The 18,548-nt window shown below is 33.6% G+C and carries 16 protein-coding genes; 8 read left to right on the top strand and 8 right to left on the bottom strand.

Going from position 1 to position 18,548, the window contains the following annotated elements; translation table 11 throughout:
- Window positions 1-292 precede the first annotated feature (292 nt).
- From CJ739_RS14945 to CJ739_RS14915, 7 genes are all read left to right on the top strand, one after another.
- A complete protein-coding gene (locus CJ739_RS14945; protein WP_117176733.1) occupies window positions 293-511 on the top strand; it encodes a helix-turn-helix domain-containing protein in 219 nt (72 codons plus the stop codon).
- Window positions 511-843 carry a HipA N-terminal domain-containing protein gene (locus CJ739_RS14940; RefSeq protein WP_117176731.1) on the top strand — a complete coding sequence of 111 codons (333 nt, stop codon included), beginning with the start codon at window positions 511-513 and terminating at the stop codon, window positions 841-843. Before CJ739_RS14945 ends, CJ739_RS14940 begins: the two co-directional genes overlap by 1 nt.
- Window positions 844-871: 28 nt before the next feature.
- A complete protein-coding gene (locus CJ739_RS14935; RefSeq protein WP_409446044.1) occupies window positions 872-1,789 on the top strand; it encodes a HipA domain-containing protein in 918 nt (305 codons plus the stop codon).
- 277 nt (window positions 1,790-2,066) lie between these two features.
- Window positions 2,067-2,648 carry a Crp/Fnr family transcriptional regulator gene (locus CJ739_RS14930; protein ID WP_117176726.1) on the top strand — a complete coding sequence of 194 codons (582 nt, stop codon included), beginning with the start codon at window positions 2,067-2,069 and terminating at the stop codon, window positions 2,646-2,648.
- A gap of 87 nt (window positions 2,649-2,735) precedes the next feature.
- Window positions 2,736-3,365: a DsbA family protein gene (locus tag CJ739_RS14925; RefSeq protein WP_236951518.1), complete on the top strand. Its 630-nt coding sequence runs from the start codon at window positions 2,736-2,738 to the stop codon at window positions 3,363-3,365.
- Window positions 3,366-3,435: 70 nt separating this feature from the next.
- Window positions 3,436-4,329, top strand: coding sequence for an MBL fold metallo-hydrolase (locus CJ739_RS14920; RefSeq protein WP_117176724.1), 894 nt, complete (start codon window positions 3,436-3,438; stop codon window positions 4,327-4,329).
- 65 nt (window positions 4,330-4,394) lie between these two features.
- On the top strand, window positions 4,395-4,784 hold the full coding sequence (locus tag CJ739_RS14915) for a nuclear transport factor 2 family protein (protein WP_117176722.1): 390 nt from the start codon (window positions 4,395-4,397) through the stop codon (window positions 4,782-4,784).
- 533 nt (window positions 4,785-5,317) lie between these two features.
- Here the strand turns inward: CJ739_RS14915 and CJ739_RS14910 are convergent.
- From CJ739_RS14910 to CJ739_RS14895, 4 genes are all read right to left on the bottom strand, one after another.
- A complete protein-coding gene (locus CJ739_RS14910; RefSeq protein ID WP_117176719.1) occupies window positions 5,318-5,710 on the bottom strand; it encodes a response regulator transcription factor in 393 nt (130 codons plus the stop codon).
- A 384-nt stretch (window positions 5,711-6,094) separates the two neighbouring features.
- Window positions 6,095-7,372 carry a YaiO family outer membrane beta-barrel protein gene (locus CJ739_RS14905; RefSeq protein WP_117176716.1) on the bottom strand — a complete coding sequence of 426 codons (1,278 nt, stop codon included), beginning with the start codon at window positions 7,370-7,372 and terminating at the stop codon, window positions 6,095-6,097.
- Between the two features lie 10 nt (window positions 7,373-7,382).
- On the bottom strand, window positions 7,383-8,837 hold the full coding sequence (locus CJ739_RS14900) for a glycosyltransferase family 2 protein (RefSeq protein ID WP_117176714.1): 1,455 nt from the start codon (window positions 8,835-8,837) through the stop codon (window positions 7,383-7,385).
- Window positions 8,834-9,904: a HEAT repeat domain-containing protein gene (locus CJ739_RS14895; protein ID WP_117176712.1), complete on the bottom strand. Its 1,071-nt coding sequence runs from the start codon at window positions 9,902-9,904 to the stop codon at window positions 8,834-8,836. Before CJ739_RS14895 ends, CJ739_RS14900 begins: the two co-directional genes overlap by 4 nt.
- A gap of 505 nt (window positions 9,905-10,409) precedes the next feature.
- Between CJ739_RS14895 and CJ739_RS14890 the strand changes: the two genes are divergently transcribed.
- Complete coding sequence (locus tag CJ739_RS14890) at window positions 10,410-13,544, top strand: PAS domain-containing hybrid sensor histidine kinase/response regulator (protein ID WP_117176710.1); 3,135 nt, start codon at window positions 10,410-10,412, stop codon at window positions 13,542-13,544.
- 104 nt (window positions 13,545-13,648) lie between these two features.
- Here CJ739_RS14890 and CJ739_RS14885 read toward each other — a convergent pair whose 3' ends face one another.
- The 4 genes from CJ739_RS14885 to CJ739_RS14870 all read right to left on the bottom strand — a co-directional run bounded on the left by CJ739_RS14885 (window position 13,649) and on the right by CJ739_RS14870 (window position 18,042).
- Complete coding sequence (locus CJ739_RS14885) at window positions 13,649-14,032, bottom strand: response regulator (protein WP_117176707.1); 384 nt, start codon at window positions 14,030-14,032, stop codon at window positions 13,649-13,651.
- Complete coding sequence (locus tag CJ739_RS14880) at window positions 14,025-15,047, bottom strand: response regulator (RefSeq protein WP_117176705.1); 1,023 nt, start codon at window positions 15,045-15,047, stop codon at window positions 14,025-14,027. The genes CJ739_RS14885 and CJ739_RS14880 overlap by 8 nt, the downstream gene beginning before the upstream one ends.
- A 33-nt stretch (window positions 15,048-15,080) precedes the next feature.
- Window positions 15,081-15,506, bottom strand: coding sequence for a response regulator (locus tag CJ739_RS14875; protein WP_117176703.1), 426 nt, complete (start codon window positions 15,504-15,506; stop codon window positions 15,081-15,083).
- A gap of 322 nt (window positions 15,507-15,828) precedes the next feature.
- Window positions 15,829-18,042, bottom strand: a complete 2,214-nt coding sequence (locus CJ739_RS14870) for a PAS domain-containing sensor histidine kinase (RefSeq protein ID WP_117176701.1) — start codon at window positions 18,040-18,042, stop codon at window positions 15,829-15,831.
- Between the last annotated feature and the right edge of the window lie 506 nt (window positions 18,043-18,548).

Raw genomic sequence — 18,548 nt, 5'->3', positions numbered from 1 at the left:
TTGGCAAAAAATAATGCTATTTTACCAAAGTTTCCAAATGGTATAAAAGGCTAAAAATGGCAATTAAGACAGGTATATTAGCCGCTTTCTTGGTTAATCATTACGATTTAAGTATATGCAAAAACATATAAAACAAAATAAATCATTAATGTTATATGCAAAAACATATAATAAAAGTATATTTGCTTAGATTCGTTGTAAAAGCATATAATCATGGCATCGTCAACAATAAAGTTGAAATCCTTAAAATGGCGATTGCATAGGGACTTTAAAAATCAATAAATTTCAGCCTATGACAACACTAGCAGATTTTGTAAAAGAAAAAAGAAACGAAGTAAATCTAACGCAAGAGGCTTTTGCCGAACGGGCTGGAGTAGCACTTACGGTGATTCGAAAAATAGAGCAAGGCAAAGAAAACCTGAATATGGAGAAGGTAAATCAGGTGTTAAAAATGTTTGGACATACTTTGGCACCAGTCAATGCCAGAGAATTAACCAAAATAAACAAATGATGAGAAAAGCAGCCGTATACTATAAAGATAGCTTAGCAGGAATACTTACAGAGACAGATGAAGGTGAATATATTTTCCAATATGAAGAAAAATATATCAAACAACATCCAAGACAGTTTCTCACCTTTACCATGCCAGTAAACCCCAAACCTTACGTTGACAAAAGGCTTTTTCCTTTTTTTGAAGGATTGATCCCCGAAGGATGGCTATTGGACATTGCTTCCAAAAATTGGAAAATCAATCAAAATGACCGCATGGGCTTACTCTTAGTTTGTTGCCAAAATTGTATCGGAGCTGTAAGTGTTCAACCAATACCACAAGAAAATGAATAATAAAAAGTGCCTATATTGCTACAAAACATTGGACAAAAATACAATTGGCGATTTTCACGAAAAATGCAGTTTAGATTTTTTCGGAACCAAACAGCAGCCCTTGTTTGAACATTCATTGAAACAAATGGCAGAACTAGCAAAAAATGTAGTAGAAAGAAGTATAGCCGTTCCTGGCGTGCAGCCCAAGCTTTCCTTATCATTAATAACCGATACGATTCAGGATGGAAACAAAGGACGTTTGACCGTTGTTGGTGCTTTAGGTGGAAACTATATTTTCAAACCACCTTCCGACCAATTTCAACAAATGCCCGAAAATGAACATCTGTCCATGCGCATCGCTGAAGCTTTTGGAATTAAAACCGTAAAATCCAGTTTAATACGGTTGCAATCTGGTGAACTGTCTTATATTACTAAACGTATCGACAGAACAGAAACAGGACAAAAAATACACATGCTCGACATGTTTCAAATTACAGAAGCTTTTGACAAATACAAAAGCTCCATGGAAAAAATAGGCAAAACCCTAAACGAGTATTCCGATAACACCTTGTTAGACAAACTTAATTTTCTTGAGTTAGCTATTTTTAGCTTTCTTACAGGAAATAACGACATGCATCTAAAAAATTTCTCTATGCTAAACACTGGAGCATACTGGGTTTTATCCCCAGCATATGACCTTTTAAACGTAGCCATAGTAAACCCCGACGACACTGAAGAACTCGCTTTAACCTTGGAAGGAAAAAAGAAAAAACTAAAATGGGAACATTTTGAACGATTAGGTAAAATGTTAGATCTAAACGAGAAACAAATTACCGGTATTGCAAAACGCTTCAAAAAAAACAAACCCATTGCTATTCAATGGATCAATAATTCGTTCTTATCAGAAGAGTACAAAGAAAAATACAAAACTCTTTTAGAAGAAAGGTATCTAAGAATATTTCAGTAAACGCTTCAAAGTCAATTGCTCTTTTTTATAATTTTATTACGGGTCATAAAATTTGACTAATAGTATTTTAATACTAACCAAAGTCCAATCAAAGGGAAGTAAATTGAACTAAAACCCTTAAAACTATAATTTATTAGCTTTTTTTCTTTTGCATACATTTCAAATTATTCATTCTATCTTAATTTCGTTTACAATAAATATAAACCAGAATATCAAAACCCAAGATTCGTTCTCTCCATATCAAAATTGATTATATTTATACGCTTTAAGGAAACCTATGACCGAACTTCTTAAACAGAACATTGCAGCACACATTTCACTTTCAGATACTGAAATGGAGGCATTCTGCAATTTGTTTCAACATAAAACAATTAAGAAAAAAAGTTTTTTGTTACGAGTAGGCGACGTTTGCAAATTTGAAGGTTTTGTCATTAAAGGGCTTTTTCGAGTCTATCATATTGACCAAAATGGATTCGAACAAATACTCTATTTTGCTATTGAAAATTGGTGGGTTACCGACATTGATAGCTTTACCAATGAGACACCATCGCAACTTTTTATAGAGGCCCTTGAAGATAGTGAGGTACTTTTAATTTCTAAAAAAGACAAGGAGTTTGCTTATGCCAATTTACCTAAAATCGAAAAGCTATTTCGAGTAATGACCCAAAAAACGCACGTAGCTCTCCAACGGAGAATGATAGACAATTTGAGCAAAACAGCTGAACTTCGTTATCTAGAATTTGCAGACAAATATCCACAACTAATACAACGCCTTTCCAACATTCAAGTAGCTGCTTATCTGGGTATTACCAATGTATTTTTGAGTAATATTCGAAAGAAAATTGCCTTTAAAAAATAAGATTCCATTTTGATTTATTAAACTAGTTTAATGTTTTCGCACTTCATTTGGTAGCATCTTTGCATAGTATTAGCAATCAATAAAACAATGAGTAAACTAATTTACGTCATGGATCCGCTTTGCGGCTGGTGTTATGGAAACAGCACCAATACACAAAAACTATTCGAAAAATATAAAAACCTGCTTGATTTTGAAATTTTACCTGCTGGAATGTGGATTGGCACAAATGCTCGTAAACAATCGAAACAAATGGCACAATTCATCAAAAAACACGATATCCAAGTACAACAAACCACAGGAACAGAATTTGGTAAAACCTATTTTGAGTTTATCGAAAATGAAAATATCGTTCTGGATAGCGAAGTGCCATCAAGAGCCATTGTTAGTGTAAAAAAGTTATGGGCATCACAATCCATTCCTTTCGCCATTGAAGTACAAAAAGCAAGATATTGGTACGGAAAAGACTTGAATAGTGATGAAACTTATGTTAGTATTTGTGAAAATTTAGGCTTGGATAAAGCTGAATTTCTAAAAATATTTCATTCTGAAACCATTAAAAAAGAAACACAGGAAACCTTTGCTTTGGCACAACAATATGCCAGTTCCTACCCTACGCTTCTGACTGAAAAAGAAGGTAAACTCTATATCTTAAAACAAGGATATGCCTCTTTTGAAATCATCACAAAACAGATTGACGCACTCCATTTATTAAACTAGTTTAAAGTTTTTGTGTATCAAATGCTTGCATCTTTACATCATCATTTAATACAAAACAAATATTAAAACCATGAGTAAAAATCTTATTGCAACAGTATTATTAATAACATTAAATTTATTTAATATGGAAACACAAGCACAAGGTTTCAAAACCATCGAAACTAAAAAATTGAAACTTCAAGTTTATAACGCATCAGAAAACAGTTTTGGAGTAACATCAGTAATTATATCCGGAAAAACAGATTCGGTTTTAATTGATGCACAATTTACTTTGGCAGATGCCGAAAAAGTAGCACAGGAAATTAAAGCAAGTGGCAAAAAACTAACTACTATTTTTGTTTCCCACGGTGATCCTGATTTTTACTTCGGACTGGAAATCTTCAAAAAACATTTCCCTGAAGTTACCGCTTATGCTTCTCCTGAAACAGTAGAACATATCAAAGCTACAGCTCAAAAGAAACTAGAAGTTTGGGGTGAAAGATTGGGTAAAAATATTACGTCAAACGTGATTTTACCTCAAGTCTTAAAAGGAAATAGCATGGAATTGGAAGGCCAAAAATTAGAAATAATTGGTTTGGAAGAATTCCCAAACAAAACATTTATATGGATTCCTTCAATAAAAACAGTGGTGGGCGGCATCAATGTTTTTGGAACCACTTTCCATCTTTGGATGGCAGATGCACAAACCGCTGAAGCCCGTAAAAACTGGATGTCGGTTTTAGATAAAATTATAGCTTTGAATCCTGAAATTGTGATTCCTGCACACGCCAATTCAAATTCTCCATTCGATATAGCCGCTGTAAATCACACCAAAAGCTACATTCAATTCTACGAAGAAGCTTTGAAAACCAATAAAACATCAGAAGCTTTAATTGCAGCTTTAAAGACAAAATATCCAACACTTACTTTTGAAACAGCATTACAAATTGGAGCAAAAGTAAACACCGGAGAAATGAAGTGGTAAAATCAATCCTCTACAGCTTGGTAATGCTTTTTGTGTTGTCAAGCTGTTCTTTAAATAAAAAGGCAATGACAAATCTTGACATCATAAAAAGTACTTACGAAGGAAAAACTTCGGAAGAAAACGGTAAAAATTTAGCTAAATATGTAGCTGATGACATTTCCTGGACAGAAGCCAAAGGATTTCCGTATGCAGGCACTTATATTGGATTGGAAAACGTAACCAAAAATGTTTTTAGCAGATTGGGAAGTGAATGGATGGACTATAAATTTACTCCAGAAGATTATGTTGCCAGCGATGATAAAGTGGTAACTTACGGCACCTATACTGGAACATACAAGCTTACAGGCAAATCATTCACTGCCAGAGTGGCCCACGTATGGAAACTAAAAGACAGCAAAATTGTAAGTTTCGAACAGTTTGTAGATAGTAAGATTGTTGATGAAGCAATTAAATAATATCCCTTTAATAATGACTATACCTAAGTTTAATTTAACACGCTTTATATTATTTCTACATATTAAATAATAAATTGCGGGTATGGCAGAAAAAAGAAACAACCAATATATTTTCAACAAAAGACACTCTAGCCAATCTAGGTACTTTTAAGTATCAATAGGATGTTAACTAATAGGTTTTATGCCAATAAAGCGGGGTCTTTTGTATTTCTCGATTATATAGCTCCTGTCCTTAAAGAAATAAATAATCTAAAACGAGATTATATTTGATAATAAGAATAAGGTAGCTCCTCTAAGTCAGACAAAAGCGAGCCTAGCAAAATTATTGCAAAGCCTTTTCATGGCTTAAACTTGAATATGCTTAATAAGTGATAATAATTCTCGTTTACAGTGGCTCATTTCACCATTTTTTGCAAGTGCGCCACAATCGTTTTATATGCTGTATTCGTATCGTGCCTCCAATCCCTTGTTAATAGAAGGTTTGTGTTTTATCAAAATAATAACAAACAACTCTCAACAACAATGATGGTGCTTTAAATAGCAATAGTCGCTTCCGTTCTCGTTAAAAAACGTCTCACACGAAGTAAAAACTCATTGGGATTAAATGGTTTGGCAACAAAATCATCAGCCCCAAGGTTGAAGGCTTTGGTAACAGTCCCTTCTTCCTCACCCAATGACGATAAAACAATGACTGGTACATGTGGGAAATGGTCCTTACAATAACTTGTTACTTCCAACCCAGATTTTAGTGGGAGCATCACATCCGTGATTACTAAATCTGGTTGAATAACATGCATACGCTCTATCGCATCCAGTCCGTTTTGGGAGCTAGAAACAGCGTAACCTTCTTTCTTTAATATAAAATTTAAGATTCGTAATGTCAGAGCATCATCCTCTACGACAAGAATTTTTTCTGCGTGGTTCATAGGTTGGGTTATTTAGATTTGGGTACTCCACATAAAATGTCTTCGGGCAAAAACACTTTATAATATGCTAAAATATAAAATTATTCTAAATACACAAGATTTTTGCTATAAATTTCATAAATAAAGCGTTTCTTTTTTATTGTTTAAGTGGTTTTTAATACACTGAAAAAAAATTAAGAAATAAAAAATTTCTTGAAACAGTCTATCCTAAAAGAGGCAGTGCCATAAAGGTATTTTGCCTGTTTCATTTTGACCTCTGGGTCAAAAACCGAAATTTTGTATTTTACCTCACCCAGAACTGCCCGAAAAGGCAGTTCTGACCTCTCCTCCAAAGGAGAGGTGAATTGGACACCCCGAGGCAGAGCCGTCGGGGAATTATTTAGATTAAAGACGATATTGAAGCATTACAAAGGTTTCAAACTCATTTTGCCAGTTGCCTTCAATATATTCTTGACGGTTATAAACGGCCTGTACACCTGCAATAAAATGCCTTCCAAACTGTCTGTAATAACCCAACCCAGCTCGGAAGGAGTTGAGCTGAACACGTTGGTTTAAATCTGCCTGAATCACACGCTCATCAGGCGAAGTGCCATAACCAAGAATGACATTGACATAATCAAAACGTGTATTGTAATAATAACGCGATGTTAAAGTAAATGCTGGATAGACATTTTCATTCTGTGCCTGAAAATAGGATCTTAGATGCATCCAGTAAGAACCAAAATACTTTCCGACACCCAAAGTTCCTGCGGGTATATTTTGTTCTGCTACATAGGTATAACGCATGCCAAAATCAACCTCCCACCCTTTTGGTAAAGTCTGAAAATAAGAAGCGCCTAAACGCCATTTTGGAAACACCAAAGCATCAGAATACCCTACCGATACATTGGCATAACTGTTCTCACCTGTAAAGAAATACGATTCTCCTTCAAATTGAATACCGTCCAATAGCAATGCACCATTTGAACGTCGGTGAGCATAATTGATCCTGCCTATAACCGAACCCCATTTACGCTCACCAATGTATTGTAAAGCTCCAAGATGCCAAGGTCCTACAGCGTCTCTATCAAAATTAGTCAGGCTGTATTGCAAACCTATCCGGTCGCTATTAAAACGGGAATCCAGCCAAAAAAGGCGTTGTTGTATTTCAGAGTCTTCTGGATAAAGAGACGACAATTTGTTTAGATATTTTCGCTCATCATCAACATCTTCTTGCAATTGATACACTTGTAGTTTTTTTAAACGAAAGGTTTTATTATCTGGATGAACTTCTATAGCTTTATCTATGAGTGTTTCTGCTTGTTCCTCATTTTCAGTTTCCAATTCCAGGTTAATTAAATACAAAAAGGCCTCTTCATAAGCCGGATTTTTATCTAAAACCCTGTTAAGGTATATTCTGGTGCTATCCGGTTGGTTTGTTAATTGATGGACTCTACCTATCAAAACTTGAAAGTCAAGATACTCAGGACTCATCTTTTTACCTAAATGTGCCTGCTTTAAAGCTAAGGCATAATCCTTTTGTTTTAGAGAATTATAGGCCTGCACGAGCAAACTATCCGTATTTATACGCTGTGCAAATAACATGGGAGAGCTAAATAAAAGCAAACAAACTATAATAGCACATAACTTTTTTGAAAATTGAGGTATTTTAGTCATCTTCATATCAAAGTATTTATTTTTTAACCGCCGTAAATCCTTTTCTTACCATGACGCCCCATTTAGCTTCTTTTTTTAAGAAAAATTGCCAATACCCTTTTAATGCCGCCACTACCACCACCGGATGATAGAATATAGGTTCTACCATTGCCATGCCTATCAGCTTTAATACTTCCCTAATGTTCGCGTAACTTTTATAAAGCAATTCATCCAGCAAAATGGATATAATGGTGATATTGATATAAAAAAGGTAAACAAAAAGCATGGACCATAACAAAAAGTCATAGTTGATAAAGTCGGCATAAAAAAAGGACAATATCAAACTTGCAGCGATAAGCAACATACCAAAGGCTTCTATAATGGGAGCTAAAAATTCAAATAAGAAAAAATAAGGAAGTGCAAACCATGATGTTCTGCCATACTTAGGGTTAAAAAACATCTTTCTATGAATGACGAGCGTCTGAATCAACCCTCGCGCCCAACGAATACGCTGACGCATTAGTATTTTGAGGTTAGGAGGTACTTCTGTCCAACATAATGACTCAGGGATGTAGCTAATTTTAAATTTTTCCTTTTTATCATACATCACTTTTCGCATCCTAATGATGAGTTCCATATCCTCACCCAAAGATGTATGCATATATCCGCCTGCTTCAATAGCCACTTCTTTATCGAACATACCCAATCCCCCAGAAACCAAAATAAGGCTATTCAACTGACTCCAAGCCATTCTTCCAAACAAAAAAGCACGCACATATTCCAGTTCCTGAAACATGGGATACCATTGGTTGGGATAATGAACTTTAACTAAAAAACCTTCATTAACTTCACTGGCATTCGAACTTCGTATGGCTGCTCCTGCCGCAATAACCCTCCTCCTACTTTCTATAAAAGGTTTAACAAGCTTTACAAGGGTGTTGGGCTTTAAAATACAATCAACATCCGTACATAAAAACAAGGGATACTGTGATGAATTGATTCCTACATTTGAAGCATCCGCTTTCGATTTACGGTTTTCCTTATCTACCACCAAAAGCTTAGAATATACTGGGTTTTTAGATTTGTAATGTCCTCTTACAGGAGCCGTTTCTATACGCCTTTGGTAAAAGAAAGGGACTTTAACCAAATTAAATTCGGCGATAAGTTTTTCTAAGGTATCGTCACTACTCCCATCATTGATAATAATCACTTCAAATTTCGGGTAGGAAAGTGACAATAAGGATTTTACGTTGTGAACTATGGTCGCACCTTCATTAAAAGCTGGAGCTACTATAGATACCCCAATTGCCTCGTTTGATTTTAACAAAATGTCTTCATTGATATAATGCTTCATCAAAACATATTTCCTAATAGCGACATAAGAAAGAAAAGCAAAAACCAAGTAAGAAATTACATAAAATGACGCATAGCCTACTATAAACCATTCATAGATATCAAGAAAATTTAACAAATAGTCGTACAAGTCTTTCATAAATATGCACAATTTAGGTGAGCTTTCATTCTGTCTATTTCCAAATCAAGTATAAAACGGGTATCATAGTATTGATTATCAATGGATTTCAAAGACCTCAACAATTCCATCTTTACATCTTTATCTAGGTGGTTACGTTTTAAAACGTTAGTAATGAACGAAACACTTGTCTCACTACCTATAACAGCCAGAGATTTCAAAATTTCTATCTTTAGCAACTTTTCTTCTTTATCAAATTGGCTATGTAATGCTTCTTCAGCATCAATTAAAAATAGTTCCCCGATGGAAAGAATGGCCTCTTCCCTAATCCTAATTTGCTCATGGTCCAATAAGGACATGATTTTTTCGGGTGCAGCTATGTAATTGTAAAACACCATGATTTTTAAACCCAGAATAACAATGGATTCATTTTTTGCTTCAAGCCAACTAGCTATGTTTTTTGGAATCGTGTCATGTTTCATATATAAAACATCAATTACCTTATACATATTAACTCTTGACAAAGGATTTGGGTAATCCACCAAAGAATCAAATGACTCCGTTGTAAGATACAAATGCGCTATATAGGCATTGGATCGTAAAATGACATTTTTGGACGTTATATAAGATTTGATGTATTTTTGACCGTGAACAAAATTCATGGCTTGAAAATGATTAATTCCAATACATTTTATGTTCCAATACGGATGCTTGATAAGCTTCAAACTATACTTGTGCAGCTCAAAAGCCATATAAATCTCCCTTACTTGATAAATCAAGTCTCCCTTTAGGTTCAAACTTAAATCCAGAACCGAGGAAAGCAAAAGTCTTCTAAACCATTTTTTGTGATAAGGAAAACGCGATTTAAATTTAGCTACTTCAGCTTTTAAAAGTTCTCCTTCATAACCCGAGAATGTTAATTCCGTTAATGCATCAGATATTTTTATATGATATTGTCGTTTTCTATAAGAAAGATAGACAAACCTTAATCTGTGGTATACTATAATGATGACAAGAACAAGCAACAAAAGCATTAATATGGGAACCATATAATTTTGAAGGAAAGTTTCAAGAAAATTTTTAGCCATTAAATTTAAAAATCATTTTAAGTAGGTAAATTTGAGTTGGTCATTATACTATATATCAGTGTACAAATTATAAAACTTCAAATATTTTATCTTGAAACACTTACTTCAAACTGCATGAATATCATTAAAGTTAATAACCGTCTATTTACAAATGTAACGAATTGGGATGGTATTGATAAAATAAAATTTAAAACTATGATAGTCAGCACCATGTGCTCCCTTGAAAGGGGCGATATTAAGCACAGCTTTTTTCTTTAATTACGTGTGTAAGCAATACATTTAGCAAATCCACTAGTTTATGGTTAACAATTAACTTTCCTTCAGAATCACCAAAATAAGTAATATGGAACAATGCTTAATAGTTAGCTCCCATAAAACCATTAGCTTAACCCGTTTTATTTCTGAAAAAAAATACTGAAGAAAATGAATGAGAGGATTTTTACTATATTTATAAAAAGTTCAATCAAAATTAATAATAAAATAACTCCATAGTGATTAATAGAAAATGAAAAGACTATTTGTGTATTGCAAAGACAATTTTAAGTTTTTGCTACAATATTTACCAGAATCTACCGGATTATCCTACTACTTTTTTAGTGAAATAACCCAATTGAATATAGCAATACAACAACTAAAACCAGATGCTATATTATTTGACAGCATAGAATTTGACAACGCCATTTCAAGTGGTATTGATGGTGTTGGTAATAAGACTCCAATCATCATTTCAGGAACATTCACAAGTTTGCCTAAAATACCAAATTCACAGATCCATTGTTTACCAGATATATTCAATAAAGCAGACGTATTTAAATTATTTTCAAAGCTGAAATTGATTAATAACAGTTTTATCCCATTTGCGGATATTCCAAAGCATAAGAACCATAGCGAAGAAATCAAAAATGACAAACAGTTAGAAAACCAACAATTTCTTAATCTTTTAATGGACAATATCCCAGATGCTATTTATTTTAAAGATAGAGCGTCCAGATTTACAAAAATTAATCATGCACAGGCTGTTACTTTGGGAGTCAATACTCCAGAAGATGCCATAGGTAAACGCGATGAGGATTTTCTTGGTGGTAATCAGGGTAAAGAAACCTATAAAGATGAACAAAATCTTATGAATAGTGGCATTCCACTAATCAATAAATTAGAGCATATTGTGACCTCAAGTGTAGATAAATATGTTAGAGCCACAAAAATACCCTTAAAGGATGCCAAAGGCCATTCTATAGGTATGGTAGGTATCTCAAGGGATGTTTCAAATGAATATAAAATAGGGAATGAACTTCGTAAAGAAAAAAAATTCATGGATTTGTTGATGGACAATCTTCCTGACAGAATTTATTTTAAAGACAGGGACTCTCGATTTATCCGATGTAATATGGCTTTAGCAAAAATGTTCGGACTTAACTCTCCTGAGGAAATGTACGGAAAAACTGATTTTGATTTTTTTGAATCCGTTCACGCCAAAGAAGCTTTTGAAGACGAACAAAGAATTATGAAAAAACGGTCTGTCATTATAGATAAATTGGAGAGTCATATAAAAAACGGTGAGCGGTTTTGGGAATTAACAACAAAAATCCCATTTGTTAATAGCAAAAATGAAGTTATAGGACTCGTGGGAATTTCACATAATTTCACAAAACAAAAAAAATTAGAAGATAATCTTGAAAAGGAGAAAGAGCTCTTACAGATACTAATGGATAATGTTCCTGACTATATCTATTTCAAGGATAAGAATTCAAAATTCATCAGAGCAAATAAAGCCGTTGCCTCTTTTTTAAAGACAGACGTGAACGAAATGATAGGAAAAACTGATTTGGATTATCTTTCCAAAGAAACAGCAGAGGAGATATACAAACAGGATTCTTCAGTATTTAAAAATGATGTGGAAATAATAAACCAAGTGGAAAAGCTAGAAAATCTAGATGGCAAAACCATTTGGGTATCTACAACTAAAATCCCTATAAGTGACGAACATTCCAAAGTCATAGGATTGGTAGGAGTCTCTCGAGACGTAACCATATTAGAATTGACCAAACAACAATTTGAGATGGCAAAGGTAAAAGCAGAAGAAGCCAATCGGGCCAAAAGCTTGTTTCTTGCCAATATGTCTCACGAAATTAGAACACCTATGAATGGTGTTATTGGAATGGCCGATATCTTGAGTAAATCCAAACTTGATTCCACCCAAAAAGAATATCTGGATATTATAATGAAATCTGGACAGACTTTATTATCATTAATTAATAATATTTTGGATTTCTCTAAAATTGAGTCTGGCAAAATGGAATTGGAAACAGTACCTATCAATATTAGAAGTGTTATAGAAGAGGTTGCAGATATTCATATAGTCCATGCGACATCAAAATCAATAGATTTATTAACATACATCGATCCTGAAGTGCCCGAATTTGTAGGAGGAGATTATGTTCGTTTAAAACAAATCATTACCAATCTGGTAAATAATGCTATTAAGTTTACTTCTAAAGGAGAAGTTGTCATTCATGTTAGCTACATCGGTACAACCAACGGAACCCATGAAATACAATTTAAAATTAAAGATTCAGGTATTGGTATTTCAAAAGAAAATCAAAAAAAACTATTTAAATCATTCTCTCAGGTTGATCCTTCAACAACAAGAAAATATGGAGGAACGGGATTAGGACTGGCCATTTGCCAGAAGTTAGTCACTCTAATGGGCGGTGAATTGGATCTTGAAAGCTCTTCAAACTCGGGGTCTACATTTTTTTTCAAGGGCAAGTTTGCTGCATCTGGGGAAATTAAGAACAATAACATGTTTTTATGTAAAGATCAACTTCAGGGTAAGCACATTGCCATTGTAGATGATAACGAAACCAACAGGCTAATATTCAAAAATTATCTTGAAACCTGGCATGTAAAAGTATCTGAATTCAAAGACGGATTTGAAGCATTATCCTTTTTTAAGGAACAGTACGATTCAGGCAACCCCATAGATTTAGTGCTGGTTGACTACCAAATGCCTGGTATGAGCGGAAAGGAATTGGCAAAGCAAATTAAGGCAGATCAAAGAATAAGCGATTTAAAATTGATTTTATTGTCTTCAATCATTGATGCCATACAAACATCTGAAATGAATGAAATTGGTTTTGAAACGGGTCTTAACAAGCCAATTAAGATGAACCAACTGTTAAATGTCATTCTAAAGGTTTTAGGAATGCCGCAAGAGCAAAAAGAATTTGAAAGTGTAGAAAACGAAAACCATTTAATAAGCTTTAAAAATAAACGGTTTCTTATTGTAGAGGACAATAAAATCAATATTAAAGTGGCTCAAATAACATTGAGTGGATTGTCGTCACATGTTGAAGTCGCAACAAACGGTTTGGAAGCTGTTAATCTATTTCAGAAGCATAAGTTTGATGTCATATTAATGGACATACGGATGCCGGTAATGGATGGTGTAGAAGCAACTTTGAAAATAAGGGAATTGGAAAAGAGTTTAAATGCAGAAGATCCCGTTAAGATCATTGCAACAACCGCAAATACCTTGCATGAGGATATTGAAAATTGCATGGATAATGGAATGGATGCTTTTCTTGAAAAACCATTTAAAAGAAAAGATTTAGTTTACATTTTACAACAATTACTATAATTTGTTATAGAAGTGATTTAAACTTTTTTATAATTGGCTAAAAAATGATTACTGATTTTTATCCAAGCTAATGACATTTATATGAAGAAAATTTACTCTTAAAATTAAGATTGCAAAATATGCTTTACAGAGTTAATCGATAATGGTTTTGAAAAGATACTTTTAACAAGATCATGGTTTTGAGCCTGCTTTATATCATCTATATCTGTTGAAGAAGAAACAATATAAAGTGTCAAATTGTTATTTTTAATAATTCCCGATTTTTTTATTTCCTTCAAAAATTGCCAACCATTAATTTCTGGCATGTTAATATCTAGCAAAATAATATATTGATTATTAGAAGTGTAATTCTTCTTTAAATGATCAAGGGCCATTTTTCCATTTAAAAGAGAAATCACTTTTAGATGTTTACATATTTTTTGAATCATCCTTATAAAGATAATATGAAAAATAGGATCATCATCTATCAATAACACATGCTTATTCATTTTGGAATGTATTTAGGTTTAGTGATTTGGTTTCTTCTACAATATTTTGAACAATTTTATCCAGTTCATTACCTGATTGTTTGACTTGGTCTATCAGGTATGGTAAATCATCTGAATTAAAAGCTTCAAGTTCTAAAAGATTAATTATTCCTAAAATTCGTGATAAAGGAGCACGAACTATATGGGATTGAGTCCATGCAATATTCTTTAATTTAACGTTTTGTGCTTCAATTTTCTTTAAATACTCTAACTTGTCCGTGACATCATTTGCCAATACCAATCTTACAAGTTTATTATCATATTCTATGTTACTGCTATAAATTTCTACACTTATATTTTCACCTGACTTTAATACGTGGGTAAAAAAACCTGCAAAGCGGTCAGAATCATTTAACATACGTTGGCTTAAACTATCTTCTAACAGTTCAACTTCATTTGCGGGTCTAATATCCTTTATGGTCATACTTCTAAACTCTTCAAAAGTATATCCATATTTTACAATTGCTGCCTGATTTATATCTAAAAAATGTAAGGATGAAATATCGTAAAGCCACATGGGCTGTGGACTCAAATTAAATAAATCTTGATATGTTTTTTTTGTTTTTTTTAATCCTCTTATATAACTTTTTCGTTCTAGTGAATAGATTATGGATTTGTATAAGATCTCTGGGTTAATCTCGTCTTTAATTAAAAAATCCGACACTCCCACTGATAGGAGCTTTCTAGCCAAAACAAGTTCGGTGTATCCAGTCAAAATAATTACAGGAATATCGCCCGTATGCTTCTGCACTTTATCTACCAGAATTTCTCTTTGAAAATCGGGCAATATCAAGTCCAAAAGGATGATATCTATTTTTTTGACAGATTTTATAGTTGAAATTGCCGAGGAAAATAACTCCTCGTGAAAAATTTGGATAGTCTCAAATTTTTCATGGAGATAGTCTTCAAGTAACACAAAATCTCCAAGATTATCTTCTATGATTAGAATTGAAAGCGGCTGATTGTCTTTTAGCATTTTCCTTAGTGTTTTACTTAAATACGCACAGATTTACTTAGCTAGTTTGGAAAGTTGTAACCAAAATTGCTCTATTTTTAAAATGGCTTTTAAAAAATCGTTCATGTCAATCGGTTTGGTCACATAACTATTACTATAGTTTTCGTAGGCTTTATTTATATCATTTTGACTAGCAGACGTTGTAAGCATTATAACAGGTATCGTTCTTAACGAGGAATCTCCCTTGATTTTTTTAAGCACATCATGCCCATTGTAAACGGGGATATTTATATCAAGTAGGATTAAATCGGGACGGTCTTCCTCCATATAATCTCCTCTTTTAAATAAGAAATCGAGAGCATCAGCGCCATTTTTCACAACACTTATGCGCGTTTTTATTTTGCTTTCTTCAAAAGCATCTAGAGTGAGAACAATATCGCCTTCATTGTCTTCAACCAATAATATATGGACTTCTTTCATGTATTTATATTTATTATTTTTCAATGGTCATGCTTCGACAAGCTTCACTTGCTACCTTCGCTGCAAAATATATTTTACATCTCGCTAATGCTCAGCACAGGCTTGGAACATCCTAATAATCTTTCCTTTATGTGTCAAATCTGTTTCCATGGATGTTTCATGTGTTTATATTTATTGTTTTTCAATGGTCATGCTTCTACAAACTTCACTTGCTACCTGCGCTGAAAAATATATTTTGCATCTCGCTAATCCTCAACACGGGCTTGGAACACTTTAGATAATCATGTGCGTTTGCTAATATTTTCCTCATAGGTGTTTCATATTATGCCTCTATGTTTTTATCAATTGTAAAACAAAACTTACTACCATTTCCCAATTCCGATTCCACCCAAATCTTTCCTCCCCAAGATTCGACATGTTTTTTGGCTATAGACAACCCAATACCAGTACCTCCGTATTTATCTCGATTATGCAATCTCTGAAAGATAATAAATATTTTATCAAAAAACTGTGAATCGATGCCTATCCCATTATCTTCTATGGTTATCTGCCAATAGGATTCTGTTTCCAAAGCCGAAATTCTTATTATTGGATGCTCTGTTTCCTTTACATATTTAATAGCATTGTCAAGTAAGCAATGGAGCGTTTGTATAAGAGGTACCTTAAAACATTTAACCTCTGGAAGCACATCAACAATTATCGATGCTTTTTTTTCTTTAATTAATCTCCTCCTTAAGGCACGATAATCATCGATAAGTTGGCTTAAATTAATAGTCTCGATAGGATCAAAAAGTTTACCTGCCCTAGAATATTCAAGCAAATCCAGTATGATTTGTTTCATCCGTTTAGCCCCATCGGTAGCGAAATGTATATATTGTTGGGCTTTTTCATCTAATTGATGCCCATACTTTCGCTCTATTTGATTTAAAAAACTCGAAATCATCCGCAAAGGTTCCTGTAAATCATGGGAAGCAATGAAAGCAAATTGTTCCAATTCTTCATTGGACATTTCAAGTTCCTTGACATGCTTCTTTAGAATTTTATTCAATTTGAGCATTTCCTTTTCATATATAACACGGTGAGTAATATCAGTAATCGCACCAACCATTCGAATGGCTTTTCCATCCTGATTTCTAATAATGACGCCTTTATCTATAACCGTTTTTTCTTCGCCATTCTTTTGAATAATTCGGTATTCCTGCCGCCAATATTCCTTTAAAGGATCCTGCAAACACTCATTGAGACCTGCTTTTAGTTCGGGAAGATCCTCTGGGTGGAATTTTTCTTCCCAAAACTCGGCTCCTTTTAGTTTTTTACTTACTTCATGTCCAAATAGTTTATCAAAGCCGACTCCGCGATAAAGTGTATCATTTTCAATGTCCCAGTCCCAAATAGCATCTGTGGCGGCCTGGGTTACTTTTTCAAAACGCTCATTGGCCTGTAATATCCGTATATCTGTTTCCTTTCTTAAGGTTATATCTCTGAAATAAACAGACAAGCCTTTAAAACTTGGGTAGGCAGACACCTCAAACCATTTGTTCAATGTTGGATAGTGTTCCTCAAATGATACCGTTTTACCTGTTGCCACCGCTTTATGGTATTGTCTGTAAAAATCGGTATCTATCGCATCCGCATACTCTTCCCATAAGTTTTTGCCTAATATAGCATCCCTTTTCTTGCCAAGTATATTTTCTGCTTCTTTATTCCAATAGGTAATGGTCCAATCTTTATCAACAGCAAAAAAGGCATCCCCTATACTTTCTAAAATCTGGTTCTTTTCATCGTAAGCTTTTAATAAGCGCTCGTCTGCTTCTTTCCTATGTGAAATATCCCTAAAAAACACACTGATACCATCATTTGAAGGATAGGCATTAACCTCAAACCAAACACCATAAAAGTCTTCAAACATGATGGGCTCTCCTGTCTCCATTACTTTATGGTAATTGGTATACGAAGGCAAGGATACTGCATCGGGAAAAACATCCCATAAATTTTTGCCTAATAATGCCTCTCTCTTAAGTCCAATAAGCTTTTCGGCGGTTTTATTCCAATAAGTCACTATAAAGTTACTATCCATGGTAAAAAAGGCATCACCTATACTTTCTATAATGTCTATTTTCTCCTCGAAAGCTTCTTTTAGTTTTTTGTTTGATTTTTGTAATTCTAAAAGTTGCCCTTCTTTAATTGTAACATCTTGACAAATTACCATAATACACTTTCTGCCTTGAAAATCTATCTTGTGACCATTCGTATCCATTCTTATATTTTCACCATTTTTTTTCTGTTGGGTAAAAATTCCAAAACCAATATTCCCAACTTCATTGCAAATATTTAAATGGGCTTTCTTCACCCTTAGTCTTTCTTCTTTTATGCTTAGATCAGTGATTTTTAGAGACAAAAATTCTTCACTACTATAACCATAATGGTTTATTGCTGACTGATTCACATCTAGAATTTCAAAAGTGTCAAAATCATATACCAAATTAGGAAAAGGGTTAAAATAAAACAGTCTGCTATAGTCTTGTGTATACCCCATATAATTTTTTGTAGTACAAATATCACACAAATATAATAAAAAATATTTTTAACCCGTTGGATGCGACTATTTTTATTGCTATCCCTATCTCAATTGCCATATTAAATCTGTTGAAATGCATTTTTTTGATGTTTTCAACAATACAAGACTCACAATTATTTCCTAATTGATTAAATCATTACAAATGTGTGTTGTATTTAAAAAAAGTAAGTTATCTTTACTTTGTGAATAAGACTTATCGACATATAGTTTCTTACCTTCTTCTGCTCTACTTTTTTGCAACACTTATTCCAATCAATCTTTTCCATCATCATGAACTATATCCACATTGTGATAGAACTGATGTTAATATAGAAAGCGACCCTTGCCACATCAGTATTTATCATGGTCAATCCAAAGAGCATATATGTGGGCATAAATCACACTTAACCAATGTACACGATGCCTGTAAATCCTGCAAGTTTCTGACCCCAAGACAATATCATTATACCGCGGTCAGGCCCTAT

It is taken from the genome of Mariniflexile sp. TRM1-10 (assembly GCF_003425985.1).
Lineage (GTDB): Bacteria > Bacteroidota > Bacteroidia > Flavobacteriales > Flavobacteriaceae > Mariniflexile.
The sequence above is the reverse complement of the archived record's forward strand: the minus strand, read 5'-3'. Positions and strand labels throughout refer to the sequence as shown.